We start from the raw sequence: 15,815 nt of genomic DNA on the forward strand, positions 1-15,815 counted from the left end.
CCAAATTTCTAAAGAAGAGAGGTATATAAAACTTATGCCTTTGTCCTCCAAAATAAATATATACAGTTAATATAGCTCACATAATATAAAAATAATCTTTATTTATTTTTCCTTAATAAAAGAAGGAAAGTGTTTTTTATAATTTACAAAAGCAAAATCCCGCATCAGACATGATACGGGATTTGCATTCTTTTTGTTATTCGTTTTTTTCTGCACGGACGATTGACTCAAAGTTTCCCTTATGAGTGCCGTCACAGAAAGGTTTATTATGAGATAAACCACAGCGGCATAGTGAAAATGCTGGTTTTGTTTCAAATACATTTCCTTCTGCATCAATAAGTTCAACGTCTCCTGAAATGCGGTAGGAGCCATTATCATTCACCTTAATTTGAACTTTTTCCATATATAACCACCCTTTCTAAATTTATCATGCCTTCTTAGATGGTATAGAGAAAAGGAGAAAAATGCAACATTAATCTAAAGTTGCGTGGATTCTCCATTCAAATAAATGCTTAAAAATTCATCAATTGCTTGCTCATACTCTTTCTTATTTTCATTAAAGGATTGCGCATGTCCTCCATTTGTTGCCATGAATAACATCTTATGGTCCTTTTTTCTGTCGTATAACGCTTTTGTCATTTCCGGAAGGATATAATCATCCTTTGTGCTATGTATAAATAATATAGGTTTTTTTATGTTGTCGATAACCTTAATAGGGGAAATAGCTTTTAGGCTAAAACCGCCACGAATTCGAACAAAAATGTTTGCAAGAGGTAAAAACCATTTTCCTGGTAATCTCATCTCTTTTGTAAATCGGTAGGCTAACTGTTCACGAAAATCGGAAAAAGGGCAGTCCACAATATAAAAATCAGCCCGGTCTTCAAGGCTACCAGCATATAAAAGGGCTGTAGCGGCACCCATAGATTCTCCGTGAATCCCAATAAAGACATTATCGCCTTCCATAGAAATTAAATAATCGACAACCGCTTTCAAATCGTATTTTTCGTAAAATCCGTAGCTTGTTGTTTTGCCTTCTGATTCTCCATGGCGGCGATGGTCATAGATAATCGCGTTAAAGCCTCTTTTAAGAAAAATGTTCATATATTTGATTGAATTTGTTTTGTTTTCGGTAACTCCATGTGAAAAGATCATAAATTTTTTTCTATCGGGATAAGGTCGAACCACAATCGCTTTTATTAAATAACCAAAAGGAGAGTTGATCCATACCTCTTGTTTTGGTAAATCTTCAAAGTTGGTGGGATCAATTCTATTCGCTGTCACTTCGCGATCATAAATTAATTTTTCATCCTTTTTCGTCATATAGATAATTCGTTGCGACATATACAATCCTAAGCCTGCCGCAAGTATTGTAGTACCCCCAAGAATAGAAAGAACCTTCTTCATATAGCCACCTCCAAAATACAATTTTCTTTAGTTTACCATATGAAAAGGATGACATAAAAAATGACAGCATCACAAGAAATAAGGACAAGTCAGAGGCAAACAACCAACAAAGTGTCCTTCATAAAGGATATGAAGGACAAGTCAGAGGCAAACAACCAGCAAAGTGTCCTTCATCAAAGGTATGAAGGACAAATCAGAGGCAACCAACCAGCAAAGTGTCCTTCATCAAGGATATGAAGGACAAATCAGAGGCAACCAAACAACAAAGTGTCCTTCATCAAAGGTATGAAGGACAAATCAGAGGCAACCAACCAGCAAAGTGTCCTTCATCAAGGGGATGAAGGACAAATCAGAGGCAACCAACCAGCAAAATGTCCTTCATCAAAGATATGAAGGACAAGTCAGAGGAAACCAAACAGCAAAGTGTCCTTCATAAAGATATGAAGGACACTTCAGAGCAAGACAAAAAACAAAATGTTCTTCATCAAGAGAATGAAGAATTAACTCAGACTTGAGTAAGCAATAAACTGCAAAGCATTTAAAAATTATTGCTCAGAATTTTGTCTCTTGGTAGGATGAATCGCATTATTTAGTTCTTCTGCAGCTAGCATATTTTTAGTTGTGTCAGCAGTTGGTTTGCCTTTTTGGCTATAGCCTTTCTCACGTTGCTTTGACATTTTACATGATACCTCCTTAGAATAGACGATATCCTTAAAATGAGCATTACAGATAAAAACTATGCAGCCACTATTTCGTTTTCGCTAATTGGTAATATCCGGTTTCTATTTTTCGAGAAATGGAAGGGGCAATGATGTCAATGGCATTGACAAGACCGTCCAAATGAATACCTGTTTCAATCCCCATCCTCTCCAGCATAAAAACAACATCCTCGGTCGCAACATTTCCGGTTGCACCTGGAGCAAATGGGCAGCCTCCAAGACCGCCTGCTGAAGTATCGAAACGATCAACGCCTGCTTCAAGTGCAGCATAAATATTAGCAAGCGCCATTTTTCTTGTATCATGAAAATGAGCGGTAAGTAAAATCTCGGGAAGCTGAGCTTTTAATTTAAAGAACAAGGAAAACGATTCCGTAGGGGCTGCCATTCCAATTGTATCGGCAACACTTAATTCATCGACCCCAGTTTCAACAAACTCTTCACAAAGTGCAATGGTATCTTCTTCTGCTATTTTCCCTTCAAATGGGCAATAAAACGAAGTGGAAATGCATGCTCGTACAAAAATATTATTAGCTTTTAGTTCAGCAATAATTGGTTTTAGTTCCTCCATGCTTTCTCTAGTTGTTTTATTAATATTTTTCTTATTAAAGCTATTGCTAACTCCGACAAAAACGGCAATTGCCTTGCAGCCTGATTCTAAAGCACGGTCGATCCCTTTACGATTAGGAGCTAAAACAATATTTCGATATGTATCTGAGGAATTAGCCGAAACAATCTCTGCAGCATCCTGCATTTGTGGTACCCATTTGGGCGAAACAAATGAGGTTAATTCCATCTCCGTTACTCCAGAAGCCTTTAACTGTCCAATAAATTTATTTTTAATATCCGTTGGAACGAAGCTTTTTTCATTTTGCAACCCGTCACGAGGTCCAACCTCAATAATGGTAGCCTTTGTTGGTAATATCATGATTTCTCCCCCTTTGCCTATATGTCTATTGTAAAAAGAGGGGAGAAGGAATTGCAATAATAATGTGATATTTCATAAAAAAAAGCAATGCTATAGTATTAGACATTGCCTGTGTTCTCGTTTAGGAAATAATAAAAATTAATCCTCTATGGATAATCTTTTATAAAAATGGTCTACGTCTAGCTTCAGGTGAAATTTGTACTTCAATTTCAATAGCGCCTATCGGCTAGCGGATTTCTCCGTCTCCTCCCTACGATAAGTCAACATCAGGTGAAATTGGTAATACTAATTTCACTCGGTGAAATTTGAAGTGCCAATTTCAATTGCTCGCGAACTACCTCAGCACGGTTTCCTTTGTCTCAGTCGAAGACTACGAAATCCGTACGCTAGAGCTGCGGCGCTTCCGCATTTGTTTTTATGATTTTAAATTCAACAGCTTCTGCTTTAATTCATTCTCCATTGTGATAAGCTCTTGCTCCGCTTGATAACGTTTTGCACGGCCCTCTTGTTGGATGCGCAGTGTTTCCTCTAAAGTAGAAACAAGATTTTCCTGCGTTTTCTTTAATGTTTCGATATCAACAAGTCCACGTTCATTTTCTCGAGCAGATTCGATGGTATTCGTTTTTAACATTTCCGCATTTTTAAGTAATAAATCATTTGTCGTTTTAGACACTTGTTTTTGTGCTTCGACCGCACTGCGTTGGCGAATAAGCGTCAAGGCAATTGCGATTTGGTTTTTCCAGAGCGGGATTGCTGTCATAATAGAAGATTGAATTTTTTCCGCTAACGCTTGATTCGTATTTTGAATTAATCTAATTTGTGGTGCACTTTGAATCGTAATCTGACGGCTTAACTTTAGATCATGCAAACGTTTCTCCAAGCGGTCTGCAAATTGAATCATATCATTGACATCTTGAAAAGCCATTTGATCTCCTGATTCTGCCGCTTTTTTCTTTAATTCTGGAATCGTTTTCGTATGCAATTCTTCCACTTTTAATTCGCCTGCTGCAATGTAAATATTTAAGGCATGGAAATAGTCTTTATTTTTTTCGTATAATTGCTCCAGCATGTTAACATCGGACAATAGTGTTTTTTTCGAAAGCTCTAATTTAACACTGATTCGATCGATTTGAGCACCCGTCTTTTGATATTTTGACAATACTTCCTGCAAAGAACTGGAAATTTTCCCAAACATCCTAGAAAAAATTCCTTTCTTTTCAGGGGATAATTCCTCGGGATTAACCTGATCTAATTTCTTCATTAAATCCCCTAATATCTCACCGATTTCACCGATATCCTTTTTTTGGACATGATCAAGCATGGTATGAGAGAAATTTAATAGCTTTGCTTGGGCTTGTGTTCCGTACATCATTATGGCTTGATGATTTTTTGGATCTATTTGTTCCGCCAACTGTATTGCTTTTTGGCGGTTATCTTCAGGTAGAACATCAATTAATCTTTGCGGTTTTTCCTCATGATTTGCAACAGGTGTATCATGAATAATAAGTTCCTTTTCTCCAAATGGACTGGACAGTAAATCCTCCAATCCATCGCTTATATCTTCCTGCCATAAGCTCTCCTTTGACTCACTCATTTTGCAGATCTCCTTTCATCGTCTATAAGAGGGTCTTTAGGTGTTTGTAAAGTATGCTTCGCAACATTTAATTCAAACTCAAGATGATCAATGTCCTTTGATAGCACTTCATATAAATCATTCTCTATTGTCCTTTTTAATTCCTTTAAAGTATCGCGGGTATCTTTTAATGAAAAGTACAGATCATTATTTTTAACTGGCTGCGCAGCCAAAAATGCGTATTTTTCGGACAATTCTACAATAGAATCTAAATGATAGAAAAAGAATCGCTCCGCTTGATAAAACCTTCTTGGCTCTCTTCTGATAATCGCATAAATTCTTTTGACAAGTCGAATAAGATCTAACATTTGTTTAAATGCACCAATGTTTCGAACGTTAAAAAATACTCTTTGCATCCGTCCAATTTTCTTTTTTGCTTCCTTTAAGTTTTTGACAATATAGGCAAATTCTTTTTTGGATAATTGATGTTTTTTCAAAAACTTTCTTGTGCTTATTGACTTAATGGTAAAGTATATAATTGCGCCCCCCACAATGGCTGAAGCGGAGGAAATAAGGAATGTTTGCCCGAAACCAAAAAAACTAATCAGCCAAACGAGTACCGTAAAAGGCACGGCAACAAAAATACGAACAATAAATGAAAAAATGGACTTCATGTTTAATCGACTCCAATCTAGAGCAGCTATAACTCTCCATACGGATTTTAAAAGAAAAAGTTTCACTCCTCTTATTATAAAAAAGATCATTCACGAAAGAAATACTTCTCTAGTAGTATTGTACAATACATCTTAAGTACTTATATAAAATGAATCAATTAATTTTACAGCAGGAAATTTAAAGTTTTTATCGAAAAAGGTAGAAGAGGAAATGTTAGCGATTACAAAATCATTCTAATCAACTTGGGGGTAAAAAAATGGAAAAACGAGAAGTCGTAATAGTAAGTGCAGTAAGAACAGCTATTGGTAGCTTCAATGGCGCATTGAAAAATATATCAGCACCAGAACTAGGCGGTATCGTCATTAAACACGCAATAGAAAGAGCAGAGTTAAAAGGCGATCAAATAGATGAGGTCATTATGGGAAATGTCCTGCAAGCCGGATTAGGGCAAAATCCTGCACGTCAGGCGGCAATAAAAGCAGGGATTCCGGAAAGTGTTTCCGCGATGACCATTAATAAAGTATGCGGGTCGGGATTAAAGGCTGTTCATCTTGCTGCGCAAGCAATCGTAGCGGGAGATGCTGACATAATTGTTGCCGGCGGAATGGAAAATATGAGTCAGGCACCTTATTTACTGAAAAATGCGCGAGACGGGTTTAAAATGGGAGACCAGAAACTAATCGATAGCATGATTCAAGACGGGCTGTGGTGTGCTTTCAATGATTATCATATGGGAATAACAGCAGAAAATCTTTGTGATCGCTATCAACTTTCCCGAGAGGAACAGGATCAATTTTCTGCAGATAGTCAAGCAAAAGCAGTGAAGGCTATTGAAGAAGGAAAGTTCGAAGCGGAGATTGTCGCAGTAGAAATTCCGCAAAGGAAAAGTGAACCAATCATTTTTGATACGGACGAATACCCTAAAAAAGGTACAACAGTAGAAAAATTAAGTTCCTTAAGACCTGCTTTTAAAAAGGATGGTTCAGTGACAGCTGGAAATGCTTCTGGAATAAACGATGGGGCGGCAGCGGTAGTAGTTATGTCAAAGCAAAAAGCAAATGAACTAGGTATTAAACCACTTGTTACGATAAAAGCAAATGCCAATGCAGGAGTAGATCCAAGTGTTATGGGCATTGGTCCGGTAACGGCGGTGAAAAAGGCTTTAGAAAAGGCACAGATATCCTTAGAGGATATGGATTTAATTGAAGCAAATGAAGCATTTGCTGCACAATCGCTGGCAGTTGACAGAGAGCTAAGATTTAATAAAGAGATTTTAAATGTAAATGGCGGGGCGATTGCGCTTGGTCATCCAATTGGAGCAAGTGGGGCAAGAATTCTAGTAACACTTATTCATGAAATGCAAAGAAGACAAGCAAAAAATGGGCTTGCTACACTTTGCATTGGCGGAGGACAAGGGGTAGCAACAATTGTTGAATTAGCTTAGTAGAATAGAAGGGAGAGAGAAAATTTGAAACAAGTATATACATCCTTCCAAGAAGCGGTTGCAGATATTCATGATGGCGCGACATTAATGGTTGGTGGATTTGGACTTTGCGGTATTCCAGAAAATTTAATTCTTGCACTCGTCGAAAAAGGTGTAAAGGATTTAACGGTTATTTCCAATAACTGTGGAGTAGACGATTGGGGGCTAGGGCCACTTTTACAAAATAAACAAATAAAGAAAATGATAGGTTCATATGTTGGTGAAAATAAAGAATTTGAACGCCAAGTATTAGCTGGGGAATTGGAAGTAGAATTAACACCACAAGGCACCTTAGCCGAAAAAATTCGTGCAGGTGGAGCAGGAATCCCTGCATTTTATACTCCTGCTGGTGTGGGAACACCGATTGCAGAAGGAAAAGAGACTCGCATCCTTAATGGTAAAGAGTATGTTCTTGAGGAAGCCTTGACGGCAGATTTTAGTCTCGTTCGTGCTTGGAAAGGCGACAAAATGGGGAATTTAGTATACAACAAAACAGCACGAAATTTTAATCCAATGATTGCTGCTGCGGGAAAGATTACAATAGCAGAGGTAGAGGATCTCTATGAAATTGGTGAATTGGATGCAAATTTCATTCATACTCCGAGTATATATGTACAGCGAATCATACAAGGAAATCAAGAAAAACGGATTGAAAGAAGAACAATCAGCAAATAAACACCGGGGAAGGGAGAGAGAAGTATGTCTGCAGATAAAGGTTCAGTACGTGAAAAGATTGCTAGAAGAGCGGAGAAGGAAATTGAAGATGGGCATTATGTAAATCTAGGGATTGGTATGCCTACTTTAGTCGCCAATTATATATCAGAAAATAAACAAGTTGTTTTACAATCGGAAAATGGCTTACTCGGTATTGGTCCGTATCCAACAGAGGATGAAATCGACGCTGATTTAATCAATGCAGGAAAAGAAACCGTTACAGCTATACCGGGATCCGCCTATTTTGATAGTGCGGAATCTTTTGCCATGATTCGCGGTGGGCACATAAATGTAGCGATATTGGGTGGCATGGAAGTATCGGAGTCAGGTGATTTGGCGAATTGGATGATTCCAGGGAAGATGATCAAGGGAATGGGCGGAGCCATGGATTTAGTTCATGGTGCCAAAAAAATTATAGTAATAATGGACCATGTGAATAAAAATGGTGAATCGAAAATTTTAAAGAATTGCAGTCTTCCTTTAACAGGTAAGGGGGTTGTGAATCGAATTATTACGGACCGAGCAGTAATCGATGTATCATCGGAAGGACTTGTTTTAAGAGAAGTGGCAACAGGGTACACGGTAGAAGAGATACTTTCTTCAACAGAACCATCTTTAATCGTTCCAGAGGATGTAAAAGTAGATGCTTATTAACGGACTGTAGTAAAATGAATGGAGAGTAGGTGAAAAAACCTGACTCTCCTTCTTCATTTTTTATTTTAATAGGCCAGTTTTCGTATAAATTGTTAAAATCCAAAACCCGATTTTAACGTTCGTAATTTATTTTAAATCCTAACTTAGAATTAGTTTCGGGGCATCTTTTCTTAAAAAGGATACCTATTCTTATAGAGAATGAAGAGCATATAAGATTTACTTTACAAAAGCAGCCAAGTTTAAAAAAAGAGCCTTTTATAAAGGAGAAAATACAATGGCAAAATCAAATAAACCGCAAAAACATCATCGAAAAAAAGAAAAACCGAATGAGTTGCTAACCTTACAAGATACATTAAATAATGAAATTTTATTAAAGCTAAAACAAGCTCAAGCTGAACTAGAACTGGAAGAAGACAATCAAAAACTTCAAGAGGAAGAACGTAAGAAAGAAGAAAGAAGAAAAAGAGAGAAGAATAAATCATTTGCAGAATTATTAAACGAAAATCCAATGGATTGGAAGAAGTTTAAATAAGAAAAACAAAAAAGCGTTCAAGTGGGATTAATCATTGAACGCTTTATTTATTATTTATTTTCCATTTGTTAAATTCTAGAAACTCACGAAATTCAGTTTTTGAAACCCCTGATTTCATCGCATCTAGTACTAGTTTTTCCCATTCAGAATCTAATTCAATATTGTCTGTTCCTTCTTCACCTTCATCATGAAGTAAAGAATTAACAGAAACACCTAGAACTGCCGATACCTTTTCGAGAAATTGAACTGATGGATTGGATTGAATGTTTCTTTCGATGGAGCTAAGATATGATTTTGCGATACCCGCCCTTTCAGCAAGCTCTGATAATGATAATTGCTTTTGTAATCTAAAATTCTTTATGCGTTGTCCAATCATAATTATGTCAACATCCTTCGCTTTATTATAGCATATAACGAAATCGTGGTTCCATATTTAGAACGGTTTTGTAAAAAAATTATAAGAATTGAAATATCGATATCAAGAAGTAAAATAAAATATGTATGATAGAATGGTAGAGCAAAGATTTTTACATTACTTCTAATTCAGTTGACTTTTTATCAAAGAAGTCTTTTATTTCTTGCACAGTAATTCCCATATCTAGTGCCGCTAAAATTAAATCAACCCATTCTTGATCCAGTTTTTTTGAATTAACATCTAATTTCTTTTCCATTTTAACCTCCTAAAATACGATGTATTTCAGGTAGCCCAGCCGTCATCGTATTAACTTTAGACCTGTGACTTTGCGTCCTTATTTTTCAATAAGTTTGCCCTTTTCTGATAATTCCCCATTCTATTTATCCACTACTTTTTGTCTACATTTTTGAGTATACAGAAAATAAAAACGCGATTCTCGAAAAAAATGTCGATGTCGAAATAATGAAAAAACTTTTAAAGTGGAATGTGAAAAAGGTGAATATTTAGATAATTTAAACTATTTTGTCGAAATATATCAAAAAGCATTCTGAAAGGAATTTTATCGCTTCTTTTATCTTACACTTAATATGAAAAAAGACGAACATTTTGTAAAAAAGATTAAGAAATTGTTGAAAACTTTTTAAATTAAATGATAATGAGTTACACATCATAGGCAGAATATATAGCTGTTGGACGAAATGCTCTCACTTCGCTGTTATTCGTAATCTAAGGCTTGTTCAAGCATATCGACCATCTATCTATTTTGTTCACAAAAAAGGTTAATTCCAAAACTTAACGGTGTTCTTGATAAGTAGTATCCTTCGTCAAAGTAAGGAGTATCTTTCTTTCCTCTGTGGTTAAAGGATTGGAATTTACCGCTTGTGCGTTTTTCTTTATTTGTTCAATTGAACTTGCTCCTGCAATAACCGATGTGACTACTTCATTTGCTAAGTTAAATTGTACAGCTAAGTCAGTTATGGACCTTTTGTTAGAGACTAATTTTTCTTGTATGCTAGTTAGCGATTCTCGAAGTTCTTGATTAGAGTAATCTAAATACCCTTTGTCGGAAAGTTTATTCAGCCACTTCTCACTTAATAAGCCTTTAGCGAGCGGGCCTCTTGTTACTACGCTTATTTCGTGGTCCGCAAGAAATGGAAACAATTCCTCCGGTCGTCTGTCCAGAAGACTGTATTGCATCATAATACTGACAATGGAAGAATTTTTCGCATACTCACGAATAACATTGGGACGGATAGAGGAAATGCCATAAAATCGAATAATTCCTTCCGATTTTAACTCTTCAAATGCTTCAATTGTTTCATCAATATTATCTTCAATCATACCACCGTGCAATTGATATAAATCAATATAATCGGTTTGTAACCTTCTTAGGCTTTCTTTTACAGCTTCCTTTATATACTTTTTCGAAGGATCCCAGCTCCATCCTGAATGATCTTTATTCGGGCGATTTCCTACTTTTGTAGCTAAAATCACCTTATCGCGAACATGCTTTAATGATTTCCCAACAATCTCCTCATTTACCCCAAAATCATACAAATCAGCAGTATCAAAATAATTGATGCCTTCCTCTAGCGCGGCGTCTATCATTTCTTTTGCATATTTTTCGTTAGTCCCTAGTGACATACATCCTAATCCAAGCGCAGAAATATATAAATCAGAAGTTCCTAGTCTATTTTTTTTCATTTTATTTTTCCTTTCGCTTTATTTTCTCTATTTTAGCGAAAAATACTATTAGTTCGCAAAACATTTGCTATTTGTTGACTTTCTTAATCCAATCATGAACATAGTAATACTGTTTTCTATATAATTTTAATTGCTCTCTAATTTCCCATGCTTTTCCACTCATCGTAATCCCCTTTGCATATACATAGATTTTCACAGGTATGTCTCCTTTTTTCGGAGGGCTTGACATTCGCCTCCGCTTTTCTTATTTGTTAAAATGTATGAATAATAGACTATGGAATAGAACAAGGAGAGTTAATGATGCATAAATTTGCGGAAAAAACAATTAAGTCGGAGAAAATTTTCGAGGGGAAAGTTGTTCGATTACAAGTAGATGAAGTCCAGCTACCGAATGGTAATTTTTCTAAAAGGGAAATTATAAAGCATCCTGGTGCAGTTGCTATTTTGGCAATTACACCGGATGAAAGAATTGTCTTAGTTGATCAATATCGAAAACCGCTGGATCGTGCACTTATTGAAATTCCTGCAGGAAAATTAGAGCCAGGAGAGAAACCAGAAGTAACAGCAATTAGAGAATTAGAAGAGGAAACAGGGTATTCATGTGACGACCTTGAATTAATTACTTCCTTTTATACATCTCCTGGATTTGCCGATGAGCTAATACATTTATATTTAGCAAAGGGACTTAAAAAGCTGGAGCAACCTAAGAGTATGGATGAGGATGAATTTGTGGAACTATTAGAGGTGACTTTGGAAGAGGCTGTTCAACTAGTCCAAGAACAGAAAATATATGATGCCAAAACAGCCTATGCGATTCAATATTTACAACTAAAAGAGGCGTTAAATAAAAATGAATAATTACTTTGTCGACCTTCATATTCATATCGGCAGGACAAAAACGGGAAAGCCTGTCAAAATTACTGCTTCAAAATCATTAACATTGACGAATATTTTACGCACAGCGAAGGCACCTAAAGGATTGGATATTGTAGGTATTATTGATTGTCATTCGCCAGAAGTAATTGCTGAAATAGAGGACTTGCTAGATTGTTCCGACTTAATAGAAATGGAGGAGGGGGGATTCCGATACCAAGAAACGGTGACACTTATACCAGGTGTAGAAATAGAAGTGAATGATGAGAATTGTAAAGGGCCCATTCATGTCCTTGGATACTTTCCGTCTTTACAATCCTTAAAGAAGTTTTCCATGTGGTACCAAACAAAGGTGAAGAATGCACAGTTAAGTACACAAAGAATTCATGAAAATGCTGTTTCGTTGCAAAAGAAAATTAAATCCATGGGAGGAATATTTATCCCTGCCCATGTATTTACACCATTCAAAAGTTTGTATGGTAAAGGTGTAGAAAGGTCATTAACGGAAATTTTAGATCCTAATCTTATTGATGGAATTGAGTTAGGGTTAAGCTCTAATACAGAAATGGCTGATCAAATACATGAATTACACCAATATACTTTTGTTAGTAATTCCGATGCTCATTCTCTAGGGAAAATTGCTCGGGAATATCAAGTAATGAAACTAGAAACACCAACGTTTTCAGCACTGTTAAAAGCCTTACACCATATAGATGGCAATGAAATAGTTGCAAACTATGGCTTGAATCCATATCTTGGGAAATATTATAAAACCACTTGTGCAAAATGTGATGAGCCAAAAGTAGCGGATGTTTGCCCTCATTGTCGTTCCTCTCAGTTTACAAAAGGAGTGTCAGAGCGGATAAATGAGCTAGCGACGGAACAAGAAGGTATCAATAGACCACCTTATATACACCAAGTTCCGCTAGATTTTTTACCAGGATTAGGACCAAAAACAATGCATAAATTATTGGATTTCTTTAGTACAGAAATGAATATACTTCATCTTGTTCCAGAGGAAGAGCTGAAAAAAGTAGTGAAACCAGATCTCGCAGATATGATAATCCATGCAAGGCAAGGAACGATACAGCTTACTGCCGGCGGTGGAGGGCACTATGGAAAAGTGGATAATACTAAATAAAATGAACTGTGGAGGAATTCACAACAAATATGAACTATTTTCAATTAATAAGTGAAATAAGTAAAGAATTAGAAGAAGAAGGAATTTCTTATCATTATGCAAAAACGACTTCTCTTTGGATTCAAGGAGTCGATGTAGCCCATTCTAATGAGATTTTTCTTGAGGTTCAATGGGATTTATTCGAGAAAGTGAAGAAAACTTTTCGTTTGAATTCCTTAAAAGAGATAACACATAATCCTACAACTGCTACCTTCTGTACACAATATAAGCAGTATACTATTTATGTTAAATGTAATTATAATACAACGATCCGAACCCACCCTTATCGTGTGAAAGTAATAAAAGATGGAAGTTCATTTTGGTGTATATCGCTTTATCACTATCTTTTTGACTTAAATCAAGATATAGATGTAGATTTAATTCATGAATTTCTACATAAAGAACAGCAAGTCATTACAAACCAAAATGAGGAAGCATGGAATCAACATAATTATGAAGCATTATTAACCCGACATGGAAATCCAGCGGAATTAGCAGAAAAAATAAAGCAAAATCCGCAATGGCGTCTACATCCTTTTTATAAATACTTTGGGGAAGTGATTGACAAAAAAGTAATTCATTTAATGGGATCAAATGGTATTAAAGGAGTAGCTTTATCCATGCTTGGGGCTAACGTTACAATAGTTGATTTTTCAAAAGAAAATCAACTATTTGCAAAAGAGTTGTCTAAGGCTGCCGAGGCTCCGTTAAATTATATTGTATCTGATGTTTTATCGTTGCCTATTGAAAAATATAGTAACCAATATGATTTTGCTCTGATGGAGCTAGGTGTTCTTCATTATTATATTGATTTATTCCCATTAATGGAGCATATATCGAATTTACTTCGACCAGGAGGGAAATTCATTTTACATGAGTTTCATCCTATTTCAACGAAACTAATTACATCCTCAGGAAAAAAACATAAAGTCACAGGCAACTATTTTGATCCATCCATAATAAATAGAGATGTTGCTTTTACAAAACACATGCCGATTGAGGTTAAAGAAAGTCTAGAACAGGTATTACAAAGAAAATGGAGTTTAGGTGAATTAATTACAACAATTGGACAGTGTGGGATGTATATTGAAGTTCTTGAAGAGGAACCGAATCATAAAATTCATGATATCGGTTTACCAAAAACCTTTACGTTAGTTGCTAGAAAAATATAAAATTTTTTGGTCACCATATTAAATGGTGGCCAATTATTTTTTCTCCTCCTTTTTTATTATTTTGATAACTCGTTTAAGAGAAAGGAATAACCTAGCATTGACGAGCATAAAGTTTAATAGAGAACTTTAAAGGTATAGCCATGACAGTTACTCTATTAAAATTGAACCAGGAGGAAGTAGAAAATGCGGAAAAAAAAGTTGCAGTCTAATCCCATCATTAATCATGTTCAAGAATACTCCTCAATATATTCATTTGTGATTATATTATTCCTTATGGGGATTGTCTTCGGAGCGGTTATTGTAAATAGCCTTTCTCTGTCTCAAAAGGAAGACTTATATTATTATTTAAATCAATTTTTTGGAGTAGTTTCCAAAGATAAAGTAGCGGATTCGTCTGATTTATTTAGATTAAGCTTTCTTCATAATATAAAATTTTTAGGATTTATGTGGCTGTTAGGAATATCCATCATTGGACTTCCGCTAATATTAATTTTGTTGTTTTTAAAGGGAGTAGTTGTTGGTTTTTCGGTAGGGTTTTTAGTGAATCAAATGGGATGGAATGGTTTTTTGCTTTCCTTTGTAACGGTTTTACCGCAAAATCTCTTTATTATACCTATGTTTATTTTTATCGCAGTAGTATCCGTTTGTTTTTCCTTTCAGATCATTCGGAAAATATTTGTAAAGCAATCATTAGCCTTTCCATTTATACCGCTTTTTTCAAGTTATGTTGTATTCATGCTAATAGCAGTGGGTGCAATTGCAATTGCTGCGGGAATTGAGGCCTATATATCTCCTTCTTTAATGAAGTCCGTTGTAACATATATTCAAAAATAATAATTATTATATAATAAGAAATACACTTTCTAAACGAGAATAATTTTATTTTGAAAAATGAATTCCTTCTGCTATAATTATTGTGATAGTTGGCGAGGGAGGATACTTTTTATGGAAAGCCGTATCGAGAGAATTAAAAAGCAATTACACTCAGCAAGCTATAAGCTAACTCCTCAGCGCGAGGCAACCGTTCGTGTGTTGCTTGAAAATGAAGAAGACCATTTAAGTGCTGAAGATGTTTACCTCCTTGTAAAAGAAAAATCGCCAGAAATTGGGTTGGCTACCGTTTATCGAACGCTAGAATTGTTAACAGAATTAAAGGTTGTCGATAAAATTAACTTTGGTGATGGAGTATCTCGTTATGATTTACGCCAGGAAGGTGCAGCCCATTTTCATCATCATTTAGTTTGCATTGAATGCGGTGCCGTTGATGAAATACAAGAAGATTTACTTGAAGATGTTGAGGCAATTGTTGAAAAACGCTGGAATTTCAAAATTAAAGATCATCGTTTAACATTTCACGGAATTTGTTGGCGATGCCATGATAAAGTAGAAAATAAAGATGACGAGGCTGACTCAGAATAATAGGAGTCAGTCTTTTCTTTTATAATTTAGTATTTGTCTAGATCCGGAGCCTGCGCTTTTATTTTTAGATACAGGTATAAAATCCCTCAAGTCTGTCATAGCTTGTATTAAACAAATTGAAAATGTTGAGGGAAGGACGAGTTATTAATGTCTGGAATTAGGCTGTTTTTTAAAACATTAAAGGTGTTTATCCTATTTACCGGGTGCACATTGCTCTTTTATTATGGTATTATGTGGGTAAATCAAGAATACGAAAACTATCATCGATATGATGAACCAAAAGGGACAGCGATTAAAGTTAATTCTACTAATAAAAGGGATTCTAATTGGGTCGATCGCTTGTTACTTTTTTATTTAGATGGGGAGTAATGAT

21 protein-coding genes and 1 riboswitch are annotated in these 15,815 nt (G+C 35.6%); of the genes, 11 read left to right on the forward strand and 10 right to left on the reverse strand.

From position 1 onward, the window contains the following. Window positions 1–196 precede the first annotated feature (196 nt). Complete coding sequence (locus tag AC3WJF_RS05645; protein WP_492450149.1) at window positions 197–403, reverse strand: CDGSH iron-sulfur domain-containing protein; 207 nt, start codon at window positions 401–403, stop codon at window positions 197–199. 74 nt (window positions 404–477) lie between these two features. Beyond that, window positions 478–1,404, reverse strand: a complete 927-nt coding sequence (locus AC3WJF_RS05650; protein ID WP_492450150.1) for an alpha/beta hydrolase — start codon at window positions 1,402–1,404, stop codon at window positions 478–480. A gap of 371 nt (window positions 1,405–1,775) precedes the next feature. Between AC3WJF_RS05650 and AC3WJF_RS05655 the strand changes: the two genes are divergently transcribed. Next, window positions 1,776–1,919, forward strand: coding sequence for a hypothetical protein (locus AC3WJF_RS05655; RefSeq protein WP_492450151.1), 144 nt, complete (start codon window positions 1,776–1,778; stop codon window positions 1,917–1,919). 30 nt (window positions 1,920–1,949) lie between these two features. On the opposite strand, the gene AC3WJF_RS05660 is transcribed toward AC3WJF_RS05655, so the two are convergent. The 4 genes from AC3WJF_RS05660 to AC3WJF_RS05675 form a co-directional block, all read right to left on the reverse strand. After that, a complete protein-coding gene (locus AC3WJF_RS05660; protein ID WP_492450152.1) occupies window positions 1,950–2,081 on the reverse strand; it encodes a hypothetical protein in 132 nt (43 codons plus the stop codon). Between the two features lie 70 nt (window positions 2,082–2,151). Continuing rightward, window positions 2,152–3,048, reverse strand: coding sequence for a hydroxymethylglutaryl-CoA lyase (locus AC3WJF_RS05665; RefSeq protein WP_492450153.1), 897 nt, complete (start codon window positions 3,046–3,048; stop codon window positions 2,152–2,154). Between the two features lie 415 nt (window positions 3,049–3,463). After that, window positions 3,464–4,642, reverse strand: a complete 1,179-nt coding sequence (locus AC3WJF_RS05670; RefSeq protein WP_492450154.1) for a toxic anion resistance protein — start codon at window positions 4,640–4,642, stop codon at window positions 3,464–3,466. Further along, window positions 4,639–5,295: a 5-bromo-4-chloroindolyl phosphate hydrolysis family protein gene (locus AC3WJF_RS05675; RefSeq protein ID WP_492450155.1), complete on the reverse strand. Its 657-nt coding sequence runs from the start codon at window positions 5,293–5,295 to the stop codon at window positions 4,639–4,641. Before AC3WJF_RS05675 ends, AC3WJF_RS05670 begins: the two co-directional genes overlap by 4 nt. A gap of 257 nt (window positions 5,296–5,552) precedes the next feature. Between AC3WJF_RS05675 and AC3WJF_RS05680 the strand changes: the two genes are divergently transcribed. The 4 genes from AC3WJF_RS05680 to AC3WJF_RS05695 all read left to right on the forward strand — a co-directional run bounded on the left by AC3WJF_RS05680 (window position 5,553) and on the right by AC3WJF_RS05695 (window position 8,679). Then, on the forward strand, window positions 5,553–6,740 hold the full coding sequence (locus AC3WJF_RS05680) for an acetyl-CoA C-acetyltransferase (protein ID WP_492450156.1): 1,188 nt from the start codon (window positions 5,553–5,555) through the stop codon (window positions 6,738–6,740). Between the two features lie 24 nt (window positions 6,741–6,764). Beyond that, complete coding sequence (locus AC3WJF_RS05685; RefSeq protein WP_492450157.1) at window positions 6,765–7,454, forward strand: CoA transferase subunit A; 690 nt, start codon at window positions 6,765–6,767, stop codon at window positions 7,452–7,454. A gap of 24 nt (window positions 7,455–7,478) precedes the next feature. Continuing rightward, window positions 7,479–8,147, forward strand: a complete 669-nt coding sequence (locus AC3WJF_RS05690; RefSeq protein WP_492450158.1) for a CoA transferase subunit B — start codon at window positions 7,479–7,481, stop codon at window positions 8,145–8,147. Between the two features lie 274 nt (window positions 8,148–8,421). Further along, entirely contained in the window at window positions 8,422–8,679 is a 258-nt protein-coding gene (locus tag AC3WJF_RS05695) for a YqkE family protein (RefSeq protein ID WP_492450159.1), read from the forward strand. A gap of 43 nt (window positions 8,680–8,722) precedes the next feature. On the opposite strand, the gene AC3WJF_RS05700 is transcribed toward AC3WJF_RS05695, so the two are convergent. The 4 genes from AC3WJF_RS05700 to mciZ form a co-directional block, all read right to left on the reverse strand. Further along, on the reverse strand, window positions 8,723–9,055 hold the full coding sequence (locus AC3WJF_RS05700) for a helix-turn-helix domain-containing protein (RefSeq protein WP_492450160.1): 333 nt from the start codon (window positions 9,053–9,055) through the stop codon (window positions 8,723–8,725). Between the two features lie 151 nt (window positions 9,056–9,206). Beyond that, window positions 9,207–9,350, reverse strand: a complete 144-nt coding sequence (locus AC3WJF_RS05705; RefSeq protein ID WP_492450162.1) for an anti-repressor SinI family protein — start codon at window positions 9,348–9,350, stop codon at window positions 9,207–9,209. A 26-nt stretch (window positions 9,351–9,376) separates the two neighbouring features. Beyond that, window positions 9,377–9,459: riboswitch (cyclic di-GMP riboswitch) on the reverse strand. Window positions 9,460–9,886: 427 nt separating this feature from the next. Further along, the gene (locus AC3WJF_RS05710; protein ID WP_492450164.1) at window positions 9,887–10,798 is read right to left on the reverse strand and encodes an aldo/keto reductase; all 912 of its coding nucleotides are present in this window, start codon (window positions 10,796–10,798) and stop codon (window positions 9,887–9,889) included. Between the two features lie 67 nt (window positions 10,799–10,865). Then, entirely contained in the window at window positions 10,866–10,994 is a 129-nt protein-coding gene (mciZ, locus tag AC3WJF_RS05715; RefSeq protein ID WP_492450166.1) for a Z-ring formation inhibitor MciZ, read from the reverse strand. A gap of 101 nt (window positions 10,995–11,095) precedes the next feature. Between mciZ and AC3WJF_RS05720 the strand changes: the two genes are divergently transcribed. The 6 genes from AC3WJF_RS05720 (at window position 11,096) to AC3WJF_RS05745 (ending at window position 15,811) form a co-directional block, all read left to right on the forward strand. Beyond that, window positions 11,096–11,656 carry an NUDIX hydrolase gene (locus AC3WJF_RS05720; protein ID WP_492450168.1) on the forward strand — a complete coding sequence of 187 codons (561 nt, stop codon included), beginning with the start codon at window positions 11,096–11,098 and terminating at the stop codon, window positions 11,654–11,656. Then, a complete protein-coding gene (locus AC3WJF_RS05725; RefSeq protein ID WP_492450170.1) occupies window positions 11,649–12,812 on the forward strand; it encodes an endonuclease Q family protein in 1,164 nt (387 codons plus the stop codon). Before AC3WJF_RS05720 ends, AC3WJF_RS05725 begins: the two co-directional genes overlap by 8 nt. A gap of 29 nt (window positions 12,813–12,841) precedes the next feature. Next, window positions 12,842–14,023 carry a class I SAM-dependent methyltransferase gene (locus tag AC3WJF_RS05730; RefSeq protein WP_492450171.1) on the forward strand — a complete coding sequence of 394 codons (1,182 nt, stop codon included), beginning with the start codon at window positions 12,842–12,844 and terminating at the stop codon, window positions 14,021–14,023. Between the two features lie 183 nt (window positions 14,024–14,206). Beyond that, window positions 14,207–14,857 carry a stage II sporulation protein M gene (gene spoIIM / locus AC3WJF_RS05735; RefSeq protein ID WP_492450173.1) on the forward strand — a complete coding sequence of 217 codons (651 nt, stop codon included), beginning with the start codon at window positions 14,207–14,209 and terminating at the stop codon, window positions 14,855–14,857. A 111-nt stretch (window positions 14,858–14,968) separates the two neighbouring features. Further along, window positions 14,969–15,442 (forward strand): ferric iron uptake transcriptional regulator, encoded by a 474-nt coding sequence (gene fur / locus AC3WJF_RS05740; RefSeq protein ID WP_492450175.1) that lies wholly within the window; start codon window positions 14,969–14,971, stop codon window positions 15,440–15,442. Between the two features lie 147 nt (window positions 15,443–15,589). Then, entirely contained in the window at window positions 15,590–15,811 is a 222-nt protein-coding gene (locus AC3WJF_RS05745; RefSeq protein WP_492450177.1) for a YqzK family protein, read from the forward strand. Window positions 15,812–15,815 lie beyond the last annotated feature (4 nt).

Source organism: Heyndrickxia sp. FW510-T9, from assembly GCF_058781025.1.

Excerpts from the sequence above, each read along its gene's own strand:
- AC3WJF_RS05645 (WP_492450149.1), bottom strand. The coding sequence starts at position 403 with ATGGAAAAAGTTCAAATTAAGGTGAATGATAATGGCTCCTACCGCATT.
- AC3WJF_RS05650 (WP_492450150.1), bottom strand. The coding sequence starts at position 1,404 with ATGAAGAAGGTTCTTTCTATTCTTGGGGGTACTACAATACTTGCGGCA.
- AC3WJF_RS05655 (WP_492450151.1), top strand. The coding sequence starts at position 1,776 with ATGTCCTTCATCAAAGATATGAAGGACAAGTCAGAGGAAACCAAACAG.
- AC3WJF_RS05660 (WP_492450152.1), bottom strand. The coding sequence starts at position 2,081 with ATGTCAAAGCAACGTGAGAAAGGCTATAGCCAAAAAGGCAAACCAACT.
- AC3WJF_RS05665 (WP_492450153.1), bottom strand. The coding sequence starts at position 3,048 with ATGATATTACCAACAAAGGCTACCATTATTGAGGTTGGACCTCGTGAC.
- AC3WJF_RS05670 (WP_492450154.1), bottom strand. The coding sequence starts at position 4,642 with ATGAGTGAGTCAAAGGAGAGCTTATGGCAGGAAGATATAAGCGATGGA.
- AC3WJF_RS05675 (WP_492450155.1), bottom strand. The coding sequence starts at position 5,295 with ATGAAGTCCATTTTTTCATTTATTGTTCGTATTTTTGTTGCCGTGCCT.
- AC3WJF_RS05680 (WP_492450156.1), top strand. The coding sequence starts at position 5,553 with ATGGAAAAACGAGAAGTCGTAATAGTAAGTGCAGTAAGAACAGCTATT.
- AC3WJF_RS05690 (WP_492450158.1), top strand. The coding sequence starts at position 7,479 with ATGTCTGCAGATAAAGGTTCAGTACGTGAAAAGATTGCTAGAAGAGCG.
- AC3WJF_RS05695 (WP_492450159.1), top strand. The coding sequence starts at position 8,422 with ATGGCAAAATCAAATAAACCGCAAAAACATCATCGAAAAAAAGAAAAA.
- AC3WJF_RS05700 (WP_492450160.1), bottom strand. The coding sequence starts at position 9,055 with ATGATTGGACAACGCATAAAGAATTTTAGATTACAAAAGCAATTATCA.
- AC3WJF_RS05705 (WP_492450162.1), bottom strand. The coding sequence starts at position 9,350 with ATGGAAAAGAAATTAGATGTTAATTCAAAAAAACTGGATCAAGAATGG.
- AC3WJF_RS05710 (WP_492450164.1), bottom strand. The coding sequence starts at position 10,798 with ATGAAAAAAAATAGACTAGGAACTTCTGATTTATATATTTCTGCGCTT.
- AC3WJF_RS05720 (WP_492450168.1), top strand. The coding sequence starts at position 11,096 with ATGATGCATAAATTTGCGGAAAAAACAATTAAGTCGGAGAAAATTTTC.
- AC3WJF_RS05725 (WP_492450170.1), top strand. The coding sequence starts at position 11,649 with ATGAATAATTACTTTGTCGACCTTCATATTCATATCGGCAGGACAAAA.
- AC3WJF_RS05730 (WP_492450171.1), top strand. The coding sequence starts at position 12,842 with ATGAACTATTTTCAATTAATAAGTGAAATAAGTAAAGAATTAGAAGAA.
- spoIIM (WP_492450173.1), top strand. The coding sequence starts at position 14,207 with ATGCGGAAAAAAAAGTTGCAGTCTAATCCCATCATTAATCATGTTCAA.
- fur (WP_492450175.1), top strand. The coding sequence starts at position 14,969 with ATGGAAAGCCGTATCGAGAGAATTAAAAAGCAATTACACTCAGCAAGC.
- AC3WJF_RS05745 (WP_492450177.1), top strand. The coding sequence starts at position 15,590 with ATGTCTGGAATTAGGCTGTTTTTTAAAACATTAAAGGTGTTTATCCTA.